This is a genomic window from Bradyrhizobium ingae (assembly GCF_055791185.1).
Genome location: NZ_JBVUBB010000057.1, coordinates 13429 through 30473, shown reverse-complemented (window position 1 = coordinate 30473; position 17045 = coordinate 13429). Strand labels below are relative to the sequence as shown.

Genomic DNA, 17045 nt, shown 5'->3' with positions numbered 1-17045 from the left:
CATTCTTCGCCAAATCTATTCCGATCGTGCTAACTTCCATGGCGGACGCTCCTTCTCTGCAGTGGCTGTTTCAACACCACCATCTTGGCACATTGATGCCGTCGAGGGGGGCGTCCACCCCATCACAACAGCATCAGCGTCACCCCGGGGCGACGGAGCTCGCGGTGGACCGCCGGCCAATCCGGCTGTGGACGCTCGTTGCTGGGCAGCTCGGATGGTGGCGGAAAGAGCCGGTTCTCGAGGGAAACATCGTCATCGAACTCGGGCGGCAACGGCCAGGTCATGCCGGCCCGGCTCGCTAAGTTGAGGTACTTGCAGACTGTGCCCTGGGCCAGGCCGAGGCTGCGGGCAATCGCTCGCTGCGACATGCCGACGGTGTAATGCAGGCGTAAAACTTCGCGAATGTGGCGCATGGACAGTCTCTCTGTCGGCATCTCAGTCCTCTGCTGTTGGGCAAAGGACCAAGCTACCTGGGTTGCAAACCGTCAGCCGTGCGCACCTTCCATTGTCCCCGATCACGATCGCTGGAAATAGCGATCACGATCCGCTGGAAACGGTGATCACGATGCTCTGGAATGGGTGATCACGATGGCCTGGAAACGGTGATCACGATCGTCTGGAGCGGCAGAACAGCTTACAGACCACGGTCGTAACCCCACGAAAATGGCCGCGCCTGAAAGCCCCGCACAATGGCTGGGCTAACTCGCCCGGTTCAACAAAGGTCTCAAACCGAACCGGATAGATTTCATGTGTGTCCGGGACGAAGAGGATATCTACTCCCACATGGCTGCACATCTTTTTGTCACGCGGGAAATCCCGAGGATAAGTACCGAGGTCCTCTTTTGGTCCAAATTGGGTGGGGTTGACAAAGATGCTTAGTACGGTGACGTCGCATTGCGCCCGGCTCGCCTCGACCAGCGCCAGATGCCCCTCGTGCAGATATCCCATCGTCGGAACAAATCCGATGCGCTTATCGGCCTCGCGTGACAATGCGAGGGCGTGAAGCAGCTCAGCGATCGTCGTCAATTCTGCATTGTCAGGCCTGTGATGGTTGGGGGACCCAATTTGCGATCACGTCCTACAGAGCTTGAGGAGGCCGATAGGACTGCTGTTGTGCCGGGAATGCAACCTGGCGGACGTCAGCAGCCCAGCGCGAGAGGGCTGCCTGCAAAAATTGAAAACCGTCCGGATACGCACGGACAAATTTCGGCCGATGGCCTCGGTCAGTCCGAACACATCATGGATCACGAGCCCCTGGCCAGAACACTCAGATCCCGCTCCGATTCCGAAGGTGGGGATGGTCAGGGACTCGGCAGCTCGCGCGGCGAGTTCCGCCGGGTACTTTCCAAGACGAGAGCGAAGCATCCAGCTTCCTGGAGAAAGTGTGCGTCCTCAAGGAGGCTCACTGCATCGTGCACTTTCTTGCCCTGCACCTTGAGCCGTCCATCATATTAAGACTCTGTGGGGTCAGGCCCAGATGGCCCATTACGGGACTCTCACAATCGACCAAAGCGCGAACCATGTCGACGCGCTTGGCACCTCCCTCGAGCTTCACGGCGTCGGCACCACGCTGCACAAAGCCCCCCGCATTGCGTATCGTCTCCTCACCGCTGAGGTGAAAGCTCAGAGGCCACGATCAAAGCACGCCCCCTTGCGCGTGCGACCGCCTCTACATGGTGATTCATCATGGCCATGGTGACAGGAAGGGTGCTGTCGAAGCCGAGGCAGACATTCCCCACACTGTCGCCAACGAGGATGATGTCGACGATCGGATCGGCTATACGAGCCGCAACCACATCGTAAGCGGTGGTCACTACGATGCGACGCCCCTCGCTTCCATCGTTGTAAAACCGGAATCGTGACGCGTTCAACCGGCGGCTTCGAAAGATGACTCATTTTGATTCTGATCTGCTCCTGGCCTGCATCCGCAAAGCTCGCTTTTCCTAGTGAAAGCGAGCGAACACGGTAACAATACGACGACACGTGCCCGAGGTTTACCTCTATTGTTTCGGTCACCCCGCGCCCGTTCAGCGACGTCGACACCTGTTGAGCCGGTGTCAGAGAAGAACTCGTAATCGAGAGCATGGGCTGTGCGTTGCGACCGTCGCTCTGTAACCTCTTCACCCGATTTGTGGGTGTCCTCGGCAAAGATGGTCTGATCGAGCTTGCCGATCTGATCCCGGATGACGCTTACGATATGTGGATGGCAATGACCGTGGGCCACGACCGACCAGGACGAAATTGCATCTTTGATACGTCGGCCATCCCCGCTGTAGAGACAGGCAGCATCACCACGTAGAACCTTCGTCATCTCATTCTGAAGCGAGTTCTGCCTGAACGGATGCGGAATTCAAACTCCTTTCTTGGCATCAGAGCTTGAAATCAACCGCATGGAACGACGCTTCGAACGCTGACTGCAGCGTGTCTGATTGATGAGGCGAAGCAGCCGTTCGAAGGCGGTAACGCTCCGGCAAGGTCCGATCGGGCGGGAGGCCTCCCAGCCGTGCCGCGGTCTCGGTAACGCTTTCTTCTTCAAGTCCGGCCTGGATCGGTTTCCAGTAGTTCGCACCCAGGGGAGCGGCAAGTCCGGCAGAAAACGCAGTTTTTCCGATTCCAGTATCTGTACCGGTCACCACGATCCGCAGAGTCATCGAGACCAGCCTCTCGTCTGTTCAGCGGGCGCATCCAGCATTGCACATACGTCATCCTCACCGACGTTGAGCGTCAGCGAAGCGCGGAGACGTGCGGTTCCCGGCGGCACGGTTGGCGGCCGAATTCCGCGAATATCGAAGCCGCGCGCCTGCAGTCCCGAGGCAACCCGCATCGCCTCCCCATTGTCACCTACGATGTACGGTACGATCTGTGATTTTGACGGACACCGGAAATCGCGCATCTTCATCTCCCGATGCGTGAGGGCGACCAGCCTCGCCAGACGCTGCTGACGCTCGGGCTCCTGCTGCAGGATCAACAGCGCCTCCCGGACGGCAACGGCAATCAATGGCGAGGGCGCGGTTGCAAAAATGAACGCCCGCAGCGATCGATCATAAAGTCGCGGACCGCGGTAGAGGCTGTAACGAGCGCTCCAGCGGCGCCCAGCGCTTTGCCGCAGGTATGAACGACCCCCAAATTTTCGTGTCCTTCCAAGCAAGCGGAGCGCCCTCGTCCCTGCTCGCCATAAACGCCCGTGGCATGCGCCTCATCCACGAAAAGAAACGCATCGTGCCGGGCTGCGATCGAGCTAAGGTCTTCCAGCGGGGCGAAATCGCCATCCATACTGTAGATGCTTTCGACCACGATCCAGATCCGCCCCTTTCCGCCCTGACCACGCCAGTCACGGATCGTACTTTCAACAGACTAAGGATCGTTATGCGCGCTGATCCGGAAGTCGGCTCGGCCAGCCCGCGCGCCTTCATGGATGCTCGCGCGTGCACGAGAGAATCGAGAACCAGTAGGTCACCTCGCTGCGGTAACGTCGTCAGGACAGAAAAATTTGCGACATAACCACCGCTGAAAAAAAAGCGCTGTCTCCGCGTTGAAAAAACGAACGGCTTCCGCTTCAAGCCGCTCGTGCTCCTCGCAGTTGCCGCGCAGAAGGCGCGAACCACCAGCTCCTATTGGCGTACCGGCCTCAATCGCGGCCAGGACGGCCTTCTTCATACGTGGTGCACTTGCGAGCCCCAAATAATCATTCGAGACGAAGTCGATTCCCGCGCGAGGATTAAGGCCGCGCAGTCGGCCATCTCTTTCCAGAGCATGCAAGTCTTCCACGTAGCGTGAAACCCCGGCCTGACGGATAGACTTCATTGTGTCCCTCGCAGCCCCATATCAGGTGCGACGGAATTCCGACGCGCTAGACGCATTTGCCCGAGTACCGGCCTCTCGGCCCTCAACCCGCAAAATGCGGTTTTGTCCGTCAACAACCACGACCCGGGGCCTGAAGGTTTTCGCTTCTGCCTCCTCCAAAGAGGCGTAAGCAACGACAATAATTCTATCCCCGGGCAGCGCGAGGCGCGCAGCAGCGCCGCTCAGGCCTATCGTGCCCGATGCCCGGGGCGACTCAACCACGTAGGTGGCAAAGCGCGTTCCAGTGTCAGTATTGAAGATCTCGACGCGCTCATGGACCATTAATCCCGCCGCGTCCAGCAATGCGCCATCAATCGAGATCGCGCTCTCATCGTGCAGATCGGCTTCGGTAACCGAAGCGCGATGTATTTTGCCCTTCATCAACGTAATCTGCATTGTCACCTGGACGTTTGGTTGTGCAAGGCGAACTTGCAGCTCTGCTTACAGGCGACTCGCCCGGACTTCGTGCCAAGCCGGTCCAGGCAATTCACGCCGTGGTCTCGTTCCGGACCCCTCGTGGTCAACAGCGCATCACCAAAGATATTTCGTGCTGACTGAGAAGCACACCTGCAGCCGCTACCCCCGATCCCATTTTTCCTGGCCGCGGCCTGATCATTGATAAGCTTCGCAAATATCTATGGTGTCGGGCGGCTGCAGTCATGCCGCCACCCTCGGCCGAGGCTAAAGTCAACGTAGAAGCCGATCGACGACGGAAGAAGGCAAAGTCGGCCTGACTTTGGAGAAATGCTGCGCTGTTGAGAGCGTTTCCTGCTAAAATCGCGCATACAGCTTGTGATAGATAATCTATGATGAGCGGCGGAGAGAGCAGGACGATTGCGGGGCGCATTGCAGGGACAATCGCTGAGCGAGTTATCAGCGGCGCACTGCAGCCGAATGTCCCACTCCGGCAGGATCATGTGGCGCGGGAGTTCAATTCCAGCCACGTCCCGGTGCGCGAGGCTTTTCGCTACTTGGAGGCCCAACATCTTGTCGTCGCTTCCCCTCGCCGCGGCGTGCGGGTTGCTCCACTCGATGCCAAATCAGTGAGGGAGATCGCCCGAGATGCGCGCCGCTCTCGAAGTGGTCGCGTTGCGCAATGCGGCGCCAAAGCTCACACCGGCCCATCTGGCAAAAATCGAGCTTGCCCTGATTGAGGGAGAAAATGCCCAAACGATCGCGGGTTTTGACGCAGGCAACCGCGCGTTTCACCACGCGCTGGCGGCGCCCTGTGCGATGCCTCGCCTGCTCGCCAGCCTGGACGGACTAGAGCTCGCAAATTCCCGGTTGGTGTTCGCGATGGCGCGGAGGGCCGGCTGGCGACCACGCTCCAATCCGGACCACCGCCTCATTCTGCAAGCGCTGCGAGCGCGCGATATCGATCAAGCCTGCCACCTGCTCACGCGTCATATCCAAAGCATCGAGCGCATTGCGCTTTTAGCATCTTGACCAGAAATGGGTTCTAGCGAGTTCCGTTGCAGAGCCTCGGGATTGCGATACCGGCAGATCACCTTGCCGCGCGACGAGGAAAGAGCTTGCAACACAATCCCACTATAGGGACCGCCCACTTCCGACATCACTCTAGGCTCATCATGATTCGTCACATCGTCTTCTTCACTGCCAAGAACAAGATCCATATCAATCAAATAGTTGAGGGCCTAAGGGTTCTTACCACAATTCCACATGCGCGCCGGCTCGAAGTTGCTCGCAACCGCAAGCATGACCAGTTTGGAAACGATATCGACATTATGGTTTACGGTGAGTTCGAGAACGAGGCGGAGCTCGCAGCTTACAAAGCGCATCATCTATATCAGGAATCGATCAAGCGAGTACGCCCGCTCCGCGAACTGCGTTTCGCCGCCGACTACGACGTATTAATGAATGCGCGTTTTGCCTGAAACGACAATAATAGGCCGAATTGCCGGCGCAGCGTGTGTCTTCGAGGTTGCGATCGGATTCGAGAACTTGCGGGCCATAGACAAGCATCGCTGTTATTGGAGCGGGGATTACAATGGGGACGCCTCTCACAGCATACGAGCCGTTGGTCAGTGATTCCAATGTACTTCCGCGAACTGCAGTGGATTGAGCCCGTCGCCGCGATGCAATGTCTCGCGCATCGGCCGCAACTCAGTTTCTTGATAGTTCGGCAAGGCACGGTTCCCTTGGACGTTATTCATATCTGGCTTGTGAACCGTTCAGCACCTTCGTGGTCTCGGACGGACAGGCGAGGACCAGCCAAGAGCCTCTTGAGGGTGATCCATGGGAAGCTCTTCGCAGCCTCCTCGCCAATTATCCGCAAGAGCATCATCCTGATCTTCCGCCGTTTCAGGGAGGTGCGGCCGGATTCTTTGCCTACGATCTGAACAGGACACTGGAGCGATTGCCGGCGCCGGAGATCCCGGGTTGGCATTTTCCTCAATCCATCCTCATTTCTATGACGTCGTACTCAGTTACGATCACCGCGACCACCGATGCTGGATCGTTTCTACCGGTTGGCCGGAGCAAGACCCAGCACGTCAGAAGGAACGTGCACGCTGTCGAGCCGATGAGTTTGCGGCTTTGCTTATCAGCTCAAACCCGCCGAAGGATAGCCCCGTCAGGGTGGACGCATGGAAATCGAATTTCAGCCGAGCGAGCTATACTGCCGCAGTAAAGCGCGTTGTCAACATGATCCTGGCTGGAGATGTCTTTCAAGCGAACATTGCGCAGCGCTTCAGCGCAAGACTGTCAAGCTCCTTTGATCCGCTTGCCTTCTACTGCCAGCTGCGGTCCTTGAACCCAGCCCCCTTTGCGGCCCTCTTGCGGTACGGCAGGCTGACCATTGCATCGAGCTCGCCGGAACGATTTCTAAAGCTGACGGACCACTGGTCGAAACGCGCCCCATCAAGGGCACGATTGGATGCTCCGCGGATTCCCTGGAGGACCAGCGTCGCGCCGAAATTCTCGTCGCGTCCGAGAAGGATCGGGCAGAAAATACGATGATTGTCGATCTCCTGCGTAACAATTTATCACGCGTTTGCACTCCGGATTCAATCGAGGTTTCAGGGCTGTGCAAACTCGAATCCTATGCTTCAGTGCACCACCTCGTGTCGATCGTGACGGGTGAGATTGCAAAAGGCGAAGACGCCGTTACGCTACTCCGCGCTTGCTTTCCTGGCGGCTCCATTACAGGCGCACCGAAGGTGCGATCGATGCAAATCATTACGGAAATTGAGCGTGTGGCGCGAGAGATCTATTGGGGAGCGATCGGCTTTGTTGGCTTCGATGGGCACATGGATACGAATATTGCGATCCGCACAGTAATAATCAACAATGGTCAAGCTGTGTTTCATGCAGGTAGCGGCACAACGGCCCTATCGGAGCCGGAAGCAGAGTATGAAGAGTCTCCCGCAAAGGCGCAGCGCATCTTCGACGCACTTCGTTCTGAAACATCGGAGGCATTTTAATTGTCATCATCGACAATTACGATTCCTTCGTCTTCAACATTGCCAGGTATTTCCGAAAGCTTGGCGAAGCGACGGAGGTAATCCGGAATGACAGCATCAGCATCAACGATCTTATTGGCCTCGGGCCGAGCGCACTGGTCATCTCTCCTGGCCCCTGCACTCCAGCTGAGGCTGGAATATCGAAGACCGCCGTGCACGAACTTTCAGGTCGCGTGCCAATCCTGGGCATCTGCCTCGGACATCAGTGTATCGGGAGCGTGTTCGGCGGGCGCGTGGCGCGCGCGGTGCGTGCTATGCACGGTCGCTCCTCGCGCGTAACACATGATGGCCGAGGACTGTTCGAAGGCCTCCCGTCTCCAATTTGCGTCGGTCGTTACCATTCTCTGGTTATCGAGCTCGATCAGCCGTGCGGCCAGGATCTGAAGGTCACGGCACGTTCGCAGGAAGGCGAGATCATGGCTCTGACCCACCGCTATCAGCCGACTTATGGAGTGCAGTTCCATCCAGAATCGATACTTACCCCACAAGGACATGTGCTGTTTCAAAACTTCTTGCGAATCGTCGATGCATACTGGGCGTGAGGTCGCGCCGCGCTTCACGTTTCAATTACGCAAGTCTCGAAAATGATGCTTCGACGATAATAGACGCCGCGCGAAACTACCTGCCGGTCTGAACGTCATCGACGCACACACAGGTGCCGGTCACGAAGTCCGATGACGGCGACACCAGGAACAGTAAGGTGCTATCGAGCTGCGCCGGATCGCCGATGCGCGGCCGCGGAAATCCTTGGGTGATATCGCCCACGCGCTGCAGCATGCCATCGACCATTTCGGACGAAAACGCTCCCGGCGCGATAGCGTTGACATTGATGTTGAACTTCGCCCATTCGACGGCAAGCGCTTCGGTCATGCGCACCTCTGCGGCCTTGCTAATCGAATAGAGCGCGGCGCCGTTTCCTCCATAAAAACAGGCTGAAGAGGACGCGATGTTGACGATACGGCCAGGACGCTTTGCCGCAATCAATCGCCGCGCGACCTCGCATGACAGTACGTACGGCGCGCGCACATTCGTATCGAGAACCCGGTCAATAAGATCAATGGACATTTTTGTCGCGCGTTGCGCGTCCGGAATACCCGCATTATTTAGCAGGATTGTAACCGGACCAAGTTGCCGCTCGGCTTCAGCGACAATCTTTGTGAGCTGATCCGCATCCGTCACGTCGAGCTGTAGCGGTACGGCGTCGCCACCGGCCGCTTTGATCTCTGCCGCGACGCGCCGAGATCAACAGACCGCGCTTGTTGTTCACCAAGATGTTAGCGAGCTCATTGACCCGATGTTGATCAACAGAGGTGATCATCTATGGCGGGACCGAGTACTTCGTTTAGCGAAAACAAATGACTGGCTCGTTTCAGTCGGCCCGCTGAGGATGGAGAAACGCAATCGAACGATCGGCTTTATAGCGTGCAGTTGGAAGGTTAGGCTGGATCGCCATATCTATAGGCGCGTCGCTTGCTCGCGCATTACTACGGGTCCCGACGTGCGATTGGACCGTCAGACGTTGCGGATGCCGCGCAGGTGCTCCGAGCGCCGCCGCAGCAGCTCGACGGTGGTCAGCATGGTGATGGAGAAGAGGAACAACACGGTGGCGGCGGCAGTGATGGTCGGACTGATTTCCTCGCGGATTCCGGAAAACATGACCCTTGGCAATGTGCGCTGCTCAGCACTCGAAACGAAAAGTGCGACCACCACCTCATCGAAGGAGGTGCCGAAGGCAAAGAGCGCACCAGAGATTAGGCCCGGAAGTATGAGTGGCAGGGTGATCTTGAAGAAGACGGTAAGCGGCGGCGCACCGAGCCCGGCGGCAGCTCGGGTCAGCGAGTGATCGAAACCCGTCAGGGTCGCGGTCACGGTGATGACGACGAAGGGTGTAGCGAGCGTGGTGTGTGCGAGTATCAGCGCGGCATAAGTGTTAAGCAATCCGACATCGGCATAGAAAAAATACACGCCGACAGCCGTGATCACCACCGGCACGACGATTGGAGAGATCAGAATGCTCATCACGGCCGTTCGGCAGGGGAAGTTCGGTCGGCTGAGCCCGAGCGCGGCTAGCGTGCCCAGAATAGTTGATAGGAGGGTAACAGATACGGCGACGAAGATGGAGTTGTGGAGTGCGCCCTGCCACCGGCCAGTCAGGAAGAACTCCTGATACCAGCGCAGGGACAGCCCCGGCATCGGATAGCTGAAGAATGGCACCGAGTTGAAGGACAGTGGAACGATCACAAGGATCGGAGCAATCAGAAACAGCAGAACGGCTCCGCAGATCAGCCGGTGCAGATAGAACCAGCCCTTCTCCATCGGAGTGGCACAGGCGGGAACGGCCATCGCTGTCACCCCATCTTGATTTGGTCGAGGCCGACCAGCTTCTTGTAGACATAGTAGAGGACCAGCGTGGCACCGAGCAGAATGGCGCCGAGCGCCGAGGCCATCCCCCAGTTGAGTTCCTCGTTTGTGTAGTGGGCAATGAAATAGCTCAGCATTTGATCGGCCGGCCCTCCGACGAGGGCTGGGGTTATGTAGTAGCCTAGACACAGAATGAAGGTCAGAAGGCAGCCGGCGGCGATTCCCGGCAGAGTGAGCGGGAAGTAAACCTTCCAGAATGCGTAGAAGGGTCCGGCACCGAGCGAACGAGCGGCGCGGACAAAGCTCGGTGAGATCGTTTTCGTCACGCTATATATCGGCAGCAGTGTAAAGGGCAGTTGTATGTGCGTCATGGCAACCATGGTGCCGACCCGGTTGAAGATGAGCTCGGCTGGCTGCGATATGACATGCAGCGTCACCAACATGTCATTGATGACGCCGTGTTGCTGCAGGAGCACGACCCAGGCGGTAGTGCGCACCAATAACGAAGTCCAGAACGGCAGCACGACCATGATCATCAATAGATTGCTAGACTTGGGCGGCAATGTCGCCAGCAGATAGGCCACTGGAAACCCCAGCAGGACAGTCATGATGGTCACGCAGATACTGATGCCGATCGTCCGCAAGAAAACGTCGCGGAAAATAGCGTTCTCGGGCCGCGAGGCGACGATCTGGCTGTCGGAGTCATACTGATAATCGAGCGAACGCAGCAGGTAAAAGGCCGTATAGGCCGACCTTCCGCGCTTGAGCAGACTCCAGACGTCGTGTTGCCCCCAGAGCGGACTAATCTCAATCAGCGGCGCCTTGTAAGGACCGACGGAAAGAGTGCTTGCCTTGCGGGCGCTCGATGTGACCTGGCTGCGAGCGCCGGGCAGCTCATAGTTCATCCGCTCGCCGATCTGAGGTGCAGTCTTCTGTGACCAGGACACTTTTAGGTCGCTCGCCAGAGCAGCATAGACGGTCTCGTCGGGCAGGCCCTTTCCGTCCCAGTCGCGGAGCGCACCCATGGTTCGCGGCATCAGCGTCAGCAGCGTATCGTCATGGACCGCGTTGAACATCATCCTGCCGATCGGCAGCACGAAAGTGATCAGAATGAAGAGGAGGAGAGGCAGGACGAGGGTGAGCGCTCTCAGCTTGCGGCGGCGTTCGACCCGCAGCAGTTTTAGCCGCAGCGGAGTGCCAGCAGGGGTGCCGGCGATTTCGGCGGTCATCGTCGCCATCGGCTCCTCTCTCAGTTCGTCTTTTGGAGACGGGCGAGGAGAACGGAAGCGCTCCCCGACGTTTCTTCCTTGGTATTACTTTGCTAGCCAGGCGGTAAAGCGCTGGCGCAGATCGTTGCCCTTGTCAGCCCAGAACGCGGCGTCGGCCTCTATACCCATGTGATCCGGTGCGGTCGGGAGGTGGGGCAGGATCACCGGATCGACAAGCGCCATCCCGTCCGTGTTGGCGGGACCGTAGGGAATGTACCTCGTCAGGTCAGCTTGGGCCTGGGCGGATGCGGCGAAGGCAATAAACTTGTAGGAGTTGTCTAGTCGCGGATCGCCCTTGGGAATGGCCCACAAGTTAAAGCCCAGCACCGCAGCATCCCACATGACCTCAAAATGCTTCCCGGAGTTCTTGACGGCATCGTAGATCCGGCCGTTATAAGCGGCGGTCATGATGACTTGGCCGTCGGCTAGTAGCTGCGGCGGCTGGGCGCCGCTCGTCCACCAGACGGCGTCTTTCTTGATTGTGTCAAGCTTCTTGAAGGCGCGATCGACGCCCTCGGGCGTGTTGAGCAGCTTGTAGACGTCCTTGATGGCGACGCCGTCGGCGATCAGCGCCCATTCGAGGTTAGCGTATGGATCCTTAAGCAGTCCGCGCTTGCCAGGGAATTTCTGCAAGTCGAAGAGGTCGGCGATGGTCTTCGGACCGTTCCCCAATTTGTCCTTGTCATAAGCGATCACCGTGGCGGAGACGTGACTCGGCACCCCACAGTCATACTTGTCGGAGGCCACGAATTTGGTTCGGTCGAGGCCCAGCTTGTTCCAGTCGATTGTTTCGAGGATGCCCTCGTCGCATAGTCTTATGGCGACAGATTGGCCGACGTCGACCACGTCCCAGCTCACGGTCTTCGATTCGACCATGGCGCGGATCTTGGCGACTTCGTAATTGTACTCGTCTTCGGTGATCTTGATCCCGGTCGCCTTCGAAAAAGGTTCGAATTGGACTTTGCGCAGGCTCATCTGGAGGGCCCCGCCTCCGGAGGTGATTGTCAGCTGATCGCCGGCAAGCGCGGGATTTGCAAGCATCAGCGCGCTCGCCGTCATGCTGGTTATGGCCATCGCGCTTGCCGCCATCAATGACTTTCTCATCATCGCCTCTTCCTTCTTTGCCATCTTGATGGTGTCGCCAAAAGCGCAGCCTACCTTGCTCGCGGCAAAGCCAGGTTGTCCTCACGGCGCGTCGAGAGCCCGACAATCCTCGGTTCGCCAGCCTATGGTGATTTCCGTGCCAGGCCCGACCTGCGTCATGTTTTCCGAATTCGGCAGCTTGACGACAAAATCATCATGGCCGCACACGGAGACGCGAGTGCGCACGTGATCGCCCAAATAGATCAGCTCCGTAACCCGCGCGCTAAAAACATTGGGCAGCGAGCCCGGCGGCGGATTGAGCTTCACCCGCTCCGGTCGCAACGACAGTACGGTTGGCCGACCGACCGCCTTGACGTTGATGGCTAGCGCCTGCACGTTGCCGGCACCCGGTAACTCCACCCTGCAGGTCGCGCCGTGCATCGCGACGACTTTCCCTCGCAGCCGGTTGTTCTCGCCAATGAACTGGGCGACGAACGCGTTCTGCGGCCGCTCGTAGAGTTCGGCCGGCGCAGCGAGCTGCTGGATCACCCCGTCGTTGAACACCGCTATGCGGTCGGACATGGTCAACGCCTCACTCTGATCATGCGTCACATAGACGACTGTGACGCCGAGATCCTCGTGGATATGCTTGATCTCGAGCTGCATCTGCTCGCGCAGCTGCTTGTCCAGCGCGCCCAGCGGCTCGTCCATCAGAACCAGCCTCGGATCGAAGACGAGCGCGCGGGCTAGCGCGACGCGCTGCTGCTGACCACCGGAAAGCTGGCGCGGCCGGCGCCAGCGATAGGGGCCGAGGCGAACCATGTCTAGCGCCCGCTTGATCCTGATCTCGATCTCAGACTTGCCAAGCCTGCGCACTTTGAGTGGGAAAGCGAGGTTCTCTTCCACCGTCATATGCGGAAAAAGCGCGTAATTTTGAAATACCATCCCGATGTCGCGCTTGTGCGGCGGCATTTTCTCGATGGATCGCCCCGCTAGCAGGATCGAGCCTTGAGTGGGCGCCTCGAAACCCGCGAGCATCATGAGGGTTGTCGTTTTGCCTGAGCCGGAAGGCCCCAACATCGTCAAAAACTCGCCTTGGGCAATGTCCAAGTTGAGGTTCTTAACGACCAGGGTTTCGCCATCATAAGTTTTTTGAACGCCGGAAAACTTTACAAAGGCGCTGTTTGTGCCTGGCATCGACCCTATTCCCTCCCCAGTGGGTCTTGGCGCTGCCAATACAGCAGCGGCCGTCGGCGGCCAGGCCACGATCTTGCTCTTAGCGGATTGGGGTGGCCTGTGTGCAAGGATACGCCTCCATGGGGCGCCCGCGGTTGATGCACTGTTTTCCCACCTGCATTTTTGCCTTGCCGACCTTGTGGTTGACAAAGGGCTTTTATCGTTCGCAAAAAAATATCTATCCGGTTGACAGAGCTGATTTCCATCAATCTGGCTGCAGGGACGACCAAAATTCTGCACCGAACCAGAGAAATCTGAAGCTTTGTGTCAGATCGGGAATACTGATCAATGTATGACGGTTGGCCGCCCTCTCCTTTGGCGAACAGCAACGGCCTCGCGGAAGCGCCCGCGAGGTCCGGTATTAAATAATCGCCACCTTGGATCCAACGATTCTGGGGCGTGCCAGACTTCAATATCGGCGTTGCGTTGCGCGCTCACCGAGCGCTCCGCTTCCATGCGCTTGCAGTGGATTCTGTCCCATTCGAGAAGCGGCGCAGCGGGATTGGGAAGACGTCTGACGGACGGGTTCAACGGCAACGATCTGAGCGGATCCTCGATCACCCCGCTCCGGACGCGCAGGAGGGCGACATCTTCCGGCCTTAGTACCCCGCAAGCTGCGCCAAGCGGTCCGCATGGTAGTCGGCGTCGCCGAACAGCTCACCCAGCACTCGCTGTCGTTTCATGTAGAGGCCGACATCATACTCGTCGGTCATACCAATGCCGCCGTGCATCTGAATGCCTTCTTGAACAGCGAGCGCGCTAGCCATGCCAGTCGTCGCTTTGGCTACCATAACGGACTGCTCAGCACCGACTTCGCCGCGGTCGAGCAGCTGCTGGGCCTTGAGCACGGCGGCACGGGCCAGCTCCATCTCCGCGTAGAGATGGGCGGCGCGATGCTGCAGTGCCTGGAACGAGCCGATCAGGCGACCGAACTGCTTCCGCTGCTTGAGATAGCCTATGGTCATGTCGAGGGCGCCCGAGCCTACCCCCACCATCTCAGCCGAGGCGCCGGCGCGTAGTGCGCTAAGCGCCTTCGTCAGGCCGACAAACCCGCGGTCAACTTCGCCGATGACTGCTTCTTTGAGAACCTCCACGCCATCAAACTTCAAACGCGCGGCGAGGCTCGCGTCGGTGAGCCGGTCGGCCTCGACCGTGAGATTCGCTACGTGGTTTTCAACCAAGAAGAGCGTGACGCCCATCTCCTCCTCGCAGGAGCCGGCGGTCCGGGCCGCGACGATCAAGAAGTCGGCCACGTGGCCGTGCGTCACGAAGCGCTTTTCTCCCATGAGACGAAAGCCGTTGCCGACTCGCTGCGCCCGCAGCGCGATCCGCTCAGGCCGATGGCGGGCGGACTCCTCGATGGCCAGCACACCTACCGCCTGGCCGGCCAGAATCCGCGGCAACCAAGCTTGCCGCCGGGCCGCCGAGCCGTCCCGCAGCGCCGTGACCGCACCTACCGCGGTCGCGAGGAACGGCGAAGGCGTCAGGTTTCGGCCAATCTCCTCCAGCACGATTCCGGCCTCGACGTGGCCCAGCCCTAAGCCGCCGTCGGCTTCGTCTATCAGGACGCCGTTAAAGCCGAGTTCAGCGAAACGCTTCCAGAGGTCGGGGGAGAAGCCGGTCCTATCGCCGGCATCCCGCAGTGCGCGCATGTGGCGAACCGGCGCTTGCTCCGCAAGGAACGGCCGCACGGTGTCGGCGAGCATCGTCTGGTCTTCGGTGTGGAAGAGAGGCAAGATTCAGGCTCCAGGTAGCTGAAGGATGCGCTTGGCGATGATGTTGAGCTGCACCTCCGAGGTACCGCCTTCGATGGAATTGGCCTTGGTGCGGAGCCACGCACGCGCGTTGGCGCCGCCGCGAGATCGCTCGCTCTCCCACTCCAGCGCGTCCGATCCTTCGGCGTCCATCATCAGTTCATGACGCTGCTTGTTCAGCTCGGTCCCAAGGTACTTCATGACGGAAGCCTGTTCGGGACGCGCCCGCTCGTACTTCAATTCGTCCACAAAGCGCTCAGACATGGCCCTAAACGCCAGATCCCGAACCTCGAAGAGAGCGATGCGCGCCCGCAAAACGGGATCGTCCAGCCGACCGTTCGGTTCGACACCGACTATCCGTTTGGCCATCTCGCCGAGCGACAGCTGGCCGGCACCTAAGTCAGAAAGACTCTCACGTTCGTGACTCAGCAAATATTTGGCGACGTCCCAACCTTTGTTTAACTCGCCAACTAAGTTCTTCTTCGGTACCTTCACGTTATCGAAGAATGTCTCGCAGAATGGCGAGTGCCCGGCGATCAGCTTAATGGGCTTGGTCGAGACCCCCGGCGTTTCCATATCGAAGAGCAGGAATGAGATGCCATTGTGCTTGTTCGATGCGTCGGTTCGCACCAAGCAGTAGATCCAGTCGGCCTTATCGGCGTCGCTGGTCCAGATCTTCTGGCCGCTCACAAGGAAGTGGTCGCCATGGTCCTCCGCGCGGGTGGCTAGTGAAGCAAGATCGGAACCTGCGCCCGGCTCTGAATAGCCTTGGCACCAGAAGATTTCACCGCGAACCAATTTTGGCAGGTGCTCTCGCTTCTGCTCCTCGGTGCCGTATCTGAGCAGCGTCGGCCCAAGTGTGGATAGGCTGAACGAACTCAATGGATCGCGGCAACCAAGCCGACTCATCTCACTTTGTAGAATCTTTGTCTCCTCCGGAGAAAGCCCGCCGCCACCGTAAGACCTGGGCCAGTCCGGCGCCGTCCAGCCCTTCTCCGCCATGCGGTCCAACCAGAGCTTTTGGGCCGGGTCCTTATAGACAGCGCGTCGCCCACCCAACACGAGGTCGTCTTCGGAACGAACTGGCTGGCGCATCTCCGGCGGGCAGTTCGCATCGAGCCAAGCGCGCGTCTCCTGGCGAAACTTCTCAACATTATTCACTTTGCGTGCCTTCCGCTTTTGCCGCCTTCCTCTCGGGCTGCTTTGACATTTTGTACGTATTGCCTGCAGTACTCGCCGCCTCAGCCTGCGGGCGATGTTCTGAAGCGAACTCGTCTTGTCCCAGAACAGCTGTCGAGGTAGGCGGGGACTGCCCCGGTGCTGGCCTTTTCCAAGGCTAGGCCGCACGTCGGATATCGTTCAGCCATTCTACCCTTTCAAATATGGACCTTGCTGCACGTGGCCCCGTGCATCATCATCTAACAACGACGACGCTAACGTACCCTCAGCGCATAAAATCGCTAAGTTCTGGCAGCTTCGTGCAGTCTTGCAGCAAGAAGGGTGCACTCTCGCATTTAGCGATGCAATTCGGGACCGCCGGCAGAGGCTGATTTCAACATATGTCTGCCAGTGCCGCATCTCAGTCGGAGAGACGTGCAAATTCCTTAATCAGGCGATACGTCGAAGGCGTTAGGCAGCGCTTCGGTTGAGTGTCGGCATCGGCCTCGCAGCGGGCCTCCTACTTCGGAACTCAAGCGGTCGAGACGAACCCTCGAGCGGGAGTGATCGACATTCCAACCCTAAAGCGGGAAAACTGCAGGTGACCTCACAAGAATGCACAAATGCCGCGCAACTAGCAAAACTCACGGGCTAATCGGAGCACCAGGGCGGCTAGCTTCAAAGAATGCCGAAACTAGGGAGAGCCCGCAATGAGCGGGCCGAATCACTTTGGCTGGTAAACTTCAAACCTGTTGTGGTCACCACATATCGTATTCAGGTGGAGCTGTCAGGCTGCCAATTGTATTGATGGCTGATAAGGCTAGCTTGAGCGGCGCGCGGATATTCGAGCAGCGACTCGG

The 17045-nt window shown here is 58.6% G+C and carries 12 protein-coding genes and 7 pseudogenes; 5 read left to right on the top strand and 14 right to left on the bottom strand.

Going from position 1 to position 17045, the window contains the following annotated elements:
• Positions 1-122 precede the first annotated feature (122 nt).
• The 7 genes and pseudogenes from ACV1FX_RS39320 to panD form a co-directional block, all read right to left on the bottom strand.
• Positions 123-413 carry a hypothetical protein gene (locus ACV1FX_RS39320; protein WP_473122865.1) on the bottom strand — a complete coding sequence of 97 codons (291 nt, stop codon included), beginning with the start codon at positions 411-413 and terminating at the stop codon, positions 123-125.
• Between the two features lie 214 nt (positions 414-627).
• Positions 628-1026: pseudogene (locus ACV1FX_RS39315) on the bottom strand (4-phosphopantoate--beta-alanine ligase); the annotation flags it as partial.
• 52 nt (positions 1027-1078) lie between these two features.
• Positions 1079-1896: pseudogene (gene panB / locus ACV1FX_RS39310) on the bottom strand (3-methyl-2-oxobutanoate hydroxymethyltransferase).
• On the bottom strand, positions 1868-2311 hold the full coding sequence (locus tag ACV1FX_RS39305; protein WP_473122864.1) for an aminotransferase class III-fold pyridoxal phosphate-dependent enzyme: 444 nt from the start codon (positions 2309-2311) through the stop codon (positions 1868-1870). Before ACV1FX_RS39305 ends, panB begins: the two are co-directional and overlap by 29 nt.
• A gap of 115 nt (positions 2312-2426) precedes the next feature.
• A pseudogene (locus ACV1FX_RS39300) lies at positions 2427-2651 on the bottom strand (AAA family ATPase); the annotation flags it as partial.
• Positions 2648-3804: pseudogene (locus ACV1FX_RS39295) on the bottom strand (8-amino-7-oxononanoate synthase). The pseudogenes ACV1FX_RS39300 and ACV1FX_RS39295, both read right to left, overlap by 4 nt.
• Positions 3805-3825: 21 nt before the next feature.
• Positions 3826-4239, bottom strand: a complete 414-nt coding sequence (panD, locus tag ACV1FX_RS39290; RefSeq protein ID WP_473122863.1) for an aspartate 1-decarboxylase — start codon at positions 4237-4239, stop codon at positions 3826-3828.
• A 410-nt stretch (positions 4240-4649) separates the two neighbouring features.
• Between panD and ACV1FX_RS39285 the strand changes: the two are divergent.
• From ACV1FX_RS39285 to ACV1FX_RS39265, 5 genes and pseudogenes are all read left to right on the top strand, one after another.
• Positions 4650-5289 (top strand): annotated as a pseudogene (locus ACV1FX_RS39285) (GntR family transcriptional regulator).
• 143 nt (positions 5290-5432) lie between these two features.
• Entirely contained in the window at positions 5433-5738 is a 306-nt protein-coding gene (locus ACV1FX_RS39280) for a Dabb family protein (RefSeq protein WP_473122862.1), read from the top strand.
• A 206-nt stretch (positions 5739-5944) separates the two neighbouring features.
• The gene (locus tag ACV1FX_RS39275) at positions 5945-6493 is read left to right on the top strand and encodes a hypothetical protein (RefSeq protein ID WP_473122861.1); all 549 of its coding nucleotides are present in this window, start codon (positions 5945-5947) and stop codon (positions 6491-6493) included.
• Positions 6494-6507: 14 nt separating this feature from the next.
• A pseudogene (locus tag ACV1FX_RS39270) lies at positions 6508-7286 on the top strand (anthranilate synthase component I family protein).
• A complete protein-coding gene (locus tag ACV1FX_RS39265; protein ID WP_473122869.1) occupies positions 7280-7867 on the top strand; it encodes an anthranilate synthase component II in 588 nt (195 codons plus the stop codon). The pseudogene ACV1FX_RS39270 and the gene ACV1FX_RS39265 overlap by 7 nt, the downstream one beginning before the upstream one ends.
• Before the next feature lie 76 nt (positions 7868-7943).
• On the opposite strand, the pseudogene ACV1FX_RS39260 reads toward ACV1FX_RS39265, so the two are convergent.
• The 7 genes and pseudogenes from ACV1FX_RS39260 to ACV1FX_RS39230 form a co-directional block, all read right to left on the bottom strand.
• Positions 7944-8549 (bottom strand): annotated as a pseudogene (locus ACV1FX_RS39260) (SDR family NAD(P)-dependent oxidoreductase); the annotation flags it as partial.
• Between the two features lie 288 nt (positions 8550-8837).
• Positions 8838-9641, bottom strand: a complete 804-nt coding sequence (locus ACV1FX_RS39255; RefSeq protein ID WP_473122868.1) for an ABC transporter permease — start codon at positions 9639-9641, stop codon at positions 8838-8840.
• 32 nt (positions 9642-9673) lie between these two features.
• Complete coding sequence (locus ACV1FX_RS39250; protein ID WP_473122860.1) at positions 9674-10924, bottom strand: ABC transporter permease; 1251 nt, start codon at positions 10922-10924, stop codon at positions 9674-9676.
• Between the two features lie 75 nt (positions 10925-10999).
• A complete protein-coding gene (locus tag ACV1FX_RS39245) occupies positions 11000-12043 on the bottom strand; it encodes an ABC transporter substrate-binding protein (RefSeq protein WP_473122867.1) in 1044 nt (347 codons plus the stop codon).
• Positions 12044-12139: 96 nt separating this feature from the next.
• Positions 12140-13234: an ABC transporter ATP-binding protein gene (locus tag ACV1FX_RS39240; protein ID WP_473122859.1), complete on the bottom strand. Its 1095-nt coding sequence runs from the start codon at positions 13232-13234 to the stop codon at positions 12140-12142.
• Positions 13235-13872: 638 nt separating this feature from the next.
• Positions 13873-15009, bottom strand: a complete 1137-nt coding sequence (locus ACV1FX_RS39235) for an acyl-CoA dehydrogenase family protein (RefSeq protein WP_473122858.1) — start codon at positions 15007-15009, stop codon at positions 13873-13875.
• A 3-nt stretch (positions 15010-15012) separates the two neighbouring features.
• Complete coding sequence (locus tag ACV1FX_RS39230; RefSeq protein ID WP_473122857.1) at positions 15013-16188, bottom strand: acyl-CoA dehydrogenase family protein; 1176 nt, start codon at positions 16186-16188, stop codon at positions 15013-15015.
• Positions 16189-17045: the final 857 nt, after the last annotated feature.

What these genes read in the sequence shown, in the direction of transcription:
- ACV1FX_RS39275 (WP_473122861.1), top strand. Translation starts at nt 5,945, where the DNA reads ATGTCTCGCGCATCGGCCGCAACTCAGTTTCTTGATAGTTCGGCAAGG.
- panD (WP_473122863.1), bottom strand. Translation starts at nt 4,239, where the DNA reads ATGCAGATTACGTTGATGAAGGGCAAAATACATCGCGCTTCGGTTACC.
- ACV1FX_RS39320 (WP_473122865.1), bottom strand. Translation starts at nt 413, where the DNA reads ATGCGCCACATTCGCGAAGTTTTACGCCTGCATTACACCGTCGGCATG.
- ACV1FX_RS39280 (WP_473122862.1), top strand. Translation starts at nt 5,433, where the DNA reads ATGATTCGTCACATCGTCTTCTTCACTGCCAAGAACAAGATCCATATC.
- ACV1FX_RS39245 (WP_473122867.1), bottom strand. Translation starts at nt 12,043, where the DNA reads ATGGCGGCAAGCGCGATGGCCATAACCAGCATGACGGCGAGCGCGCTG.
- ACV1FX_RS39305 (WP_473122864.1), bottom strand. Translation starts at nt 2,311, where the DNA reads ATGACGAAGGTTCTACGTGGTGATGCTGCCTGTCTCTACAGCGGGGAT.
- ACV1FX_RS39250 (WP_473122860.1), bottom strand. Translation starts at nt 10,924, where the DNA reads ATGGCGACGATGACCGCCGAAATCGCCGGCACCCCTGCTGGCACTCCG.
- ACV1FX_RS39255 (WP_473122868.1), bottom strand. Translation starts at nt 9,641, where the DNA reads ATGGAGAAGGGCTGGTTCTATCTGCACCGGCTGATCTGCGGAGCCGTT.
- ACV1FX_RS39240 (WP_473122859.1), bottom strand. Translation starts at nt 13,234, where the DNA reads ATGCCAGGCACAAACAGCGCCTTTGTAAAGTTTTCCGGCGTTCAAAAA.